This window comes from Paenibacillus pseudetheri (genome assembly GCF_924513355.1).
Lineage (GTDB): Bacteria > Bacillota > Bacilli > Paenibacillales > Paenibacillaceae > Paenibacillus_AQ > Paenibacillus_AQ pseudetheri.
In genome coordinates this window covers 4,000-7,409 of sequence record NZ_CAKMAB010000075.1, presented here as the reverse complement: position 1 = coordinate 7,409, position 3,410 = coordinate 4,000, and the positions used below count along the sequence as shown (strand labels likewise).

Genomic DNA, 3,410 nt, shown 5'->3' with positions numbered 1-3,410 from the left:
CATAAAAAGAAAAATACTCTCGTCTCTTATCCTCGAATTCAACGTAGTACCAGGAATCTTCCTCTCCGTTATTAAATTCATGGTACTCATTGTTATAGACAAAACGCATGTTTTTTTGTTTATAATTCAGGAGATGTGTGTAATTTGTAAATTCATCAATATTTTGTTCTGGATAAGTGATTGCGGCATACACCCCACCTTTCCCGTCATGATAATAACGATAATCACCATTTTTTTCGATTGAAGGAAATTGAAAGGACCAACCTACCCCTAAACTATTCATCTTGAAAAAATGATCATATCTATCTGTGTAAGTATAACTACCAGAAGTACTATATGCTCTTTCAAAAGAATGTCCTTGATTGGAGCTGTACATAATCCCAATATCCAAATCTAGGCCATCTCGGCCGGGTAAATGAATTTGATTCTCTTTCCACGTCAATGAACCGGAAACAGGATCAATCACTTCATCCGTAGTATTACGATCTCCAAATTGAGGTTTGTTGGTTTGATTAAGCTGAGCTCGAACAACGAGTCCGTCAAATATTCCCGCGACCCTCATATCAAAAGCAGTCACCGTTGAAGCCGCGATTTTCAATTTATCTGGAGAAAAAAGGTCCTCTCCATACACAAGCGAGGTTATGCTCGGAAATTGTTGAAAGATCAGATCATCCTGGTAAGTAGAATTTTGAACAGTAGATGGGTTCTTCTTTTGGATAGCTTGATCTTCTAGTTCCCCTTGTATGTCTTCCCAGCTTAGCTTTCCTTCTTGCTTCCACTTTAATAGCTCAAGTACGGTTTGATTCGGTGAATCCTGGATCAGATAATTAATCCAATAGACATCTTCAATGGAAGCTCCGGCCATAAACAGCTTTTCAATTTCAGATTCGATTAAATCTTGTGATACTACTCTTTGATTTGTAGCCGTCCCACCTGAAGAGACCGAATAATTAAGTAATCCTTGCTTCTCAAGCGTTTTAGCTTTAATAGATACAATAGCCTCAGACAATTTCGGATCATAGGTGGCTTCCTCCACAGTAGCCTTCCCATCCGGCAATGGAGGAATCGATTCCTGCCAACCTTCTTCTTTGAATAATTTGCTCGCAGATTTCTCTGGACGAATTGTAGGTGTAGGCTGTGGTACCGATTCTGTTGAAAACTCCAAAAAATCTGACGGTGCAGGTGATGGAGCAGGTAAATCTTGTGCTTTGTTTATGTAAGTTTGATCAGAAGTACTTTTAACGGTTGTACTCGCTTTCGCAGTTCCTTCCAAAATGTTTGGAATGATAAGAGATAAACACATGATAACCATTAATACTTTTCGAACTAACTTTATTTTTTTCAATTTACTTTCCCCCAGGGATTATTTCAATTACCTTACAATTAAACTATATTCTCTATCATCCTATGAAAATATTCCTACTATTTATCTGTTAGATAATAGTTCATTCCCTATTTGAATCGTTTCTTCTTCAATATACCTTCCTATCTCTGAGAAGCATAAATATGAATTTTGTATCTCCTCTTTTAATTCTACTCACTTCTTTACTTCTACTAATATTTCACCAATCATCATTTTGTTCATAGAGGCATCAAAGGAATAAATATGGGTAATATACGTTCCTGTTTCGTTGTTATGTTTAAAGAAAGGAATTCGAATTCGCCAACTTGTAGGACTTAAACGTTCCCCCTTAATCCATGGATCCTCTAAATCGTCTTGACCATTACTTACCGTCCAAGTTCCAAGTTGGAAATCGAACATCTGTAACACTAGAGGGAACTCCTTCTATCGTAATATCGTAAAAACTGCTGCTCATGTATGCAACACTCGGAGCTGGGATTCTTGTATTATTCGTCACATCAAATACCCAAGCTCCACTATATTTCCCATCCGCATAAATATGTGTAATATATCGTCCAGTTTCTGAATGATGGTTTGAGTAAACTACGGTTCCCTTCCACACCCCATTTTGCATTAACTGACGTACCATCTAGCATTTCCATGTTTCCATATTTATCAAAAGCGTAAATATGCGTAATATAACTACCTGTCTCATAATTATGATTACTAAAGGGGATTCGAATCTTCCAGGTCATCTCATTTACTTTTTCGCTGATTATCCATGGATTTACCAGATCATCTTGCCAATTGTAATCTGTCCACGTAGGAAATCGAATTTCTCTAACATTGCTCGCGATTCCTTCCACAAAAATCTCATAATAACTATCCGCCAATGATACTTCTTGAGGTGAGATCACTCTTATGTTATTTTGTACCGTGGCAGTTAATCCGCTGACTGCATTGCCATCTGCGTAGATATGTGTATTGTACTGGCCTGTTCCTTTTCCGTGCTTAGCTAGTACAACTGTTCCTTTCCATAATCCATTAGTAAGCTTCTCACCCGCTATCCATTCCAAGTCATCTTGTCCACCTTGTTCAGTCCATGTCGGAAAAGTCACCTGTTGGATACTATCACCCCCTTTAAATAGATATCATAGGAAAGCGCTGAGCTACTAAATACATGCGATGTTGACGAATAGCCTTTACTCTTCTTTATCAGATTTCCATTCCTATCATATGTATATTGAATGGTCGAGTTATCTGGATAAATTTCATTTTCTAGCCTGCCTTGATTGTATACATATAGGATTTGTGGTTTGGGATTGCTACTTATATCCACCATAATATAGTTGGCATACGTTGTGTCCTGGGCAGAAGCAGTCGGAATACAATCTCCATATCCTAAAAAGACTACTAACGCTCCCAACAACAATGTAATTGTTTTATAAATCTTCATCCTCCATGCTCCTTTAAGACACTTATAGGTTCTTTCGTAGTAAGTTACCATTTAATAGAAATAAATTAAAATCATTCTCCCGTATTGTAGTGGTATTCTAGAGTAGTGTAAGTTTTGTATAGTAAGAACATATTGAACTGAGACACGATTTGTTTCATCTGCTTAGCACTGGACCAAGATAAACTAGTGGTTGTCACTCCACTATCACCAAAATCCTCAATACGAATGTCATAGTTTTACCAGAACATCCGCGAGATAGGTAATCTCCCACTGCGTGCATTTTCCATAATATCCATTAACGTCATATGACTCTGGTACATCCCTGATGGCATACTTGCTGCGCTACTGCCCGGAAAAATATTAGACGCATCAAAAAATAGATTAAGAGTTAAACCTAACTGTTTTTCTGGGCCTCCACGTAGAACTGTCCGTTCACCGCAATGCCTTATTTCCTTTACCTATAATATCCTGCAGGGCCTATATCCCTGATTCAGTTGGCATCCCAGTGCTACTTATTTTTTGAGCTTGTCTTCCTGACGACACCGGAGTTGTTACCACTTCAAACTTGTCTTGGCTTTTTGTGTCGGACCAAGTACTCCATCCGTCAGCTAT

The 3,410-nt window shown here is 38.1% G+C and carries 3 protein-coding genes and 1 pseudogene; all 4 read right to left on the bottom strand.

Annotated elements, in window-relative coordinates; genetic code table 11:
• Positions 1–1,345: pseudogene (locus tag L1028_RS30630) on the bottom strand (hypothetical protein); the annotation flags it as partial.
• 192 nt (positions 1,346–1,537) lie between these two features.
• Positions 1,538–1,762 (bottom strand): GBS Bsp-like repeat-containing protein, encoded by a 225-nt coding sequence (locus L1028_RS30625; RefSeq protein ID WP_234541921.1) that lies wholly within the window; start codon positions 1,760–1,762, stop codon positions 1,538–1,540.
• Positions 1,763–1,878: 116 nt separating this feature from the next.
• The gene (locus L1028_RS30620; protein WP_234541920.1) at positions 1,879–2,418 is read right to left on the bottom strand and encodes a GBS Bsp-like repeat-containing protein; all 540 of its coding nucleotides are present in this window, start codon (positions 2,416–2,418) and stop codon (positions 1,879–1,881) included.
• A 38-nt stretch (positions 2,419–2,456) separates the two neighbouring features.
• Entirely contained in the window at positions 2,457–2,798 is a 342-nt protein-coding gene (locus tag L1028_RS30615) for a hypothetical protein (RefSeq protein WP_234541919.1), read from the bottom strand.
• Positions 2,799–3,410 lie beyond the last annotated feature (612 nt).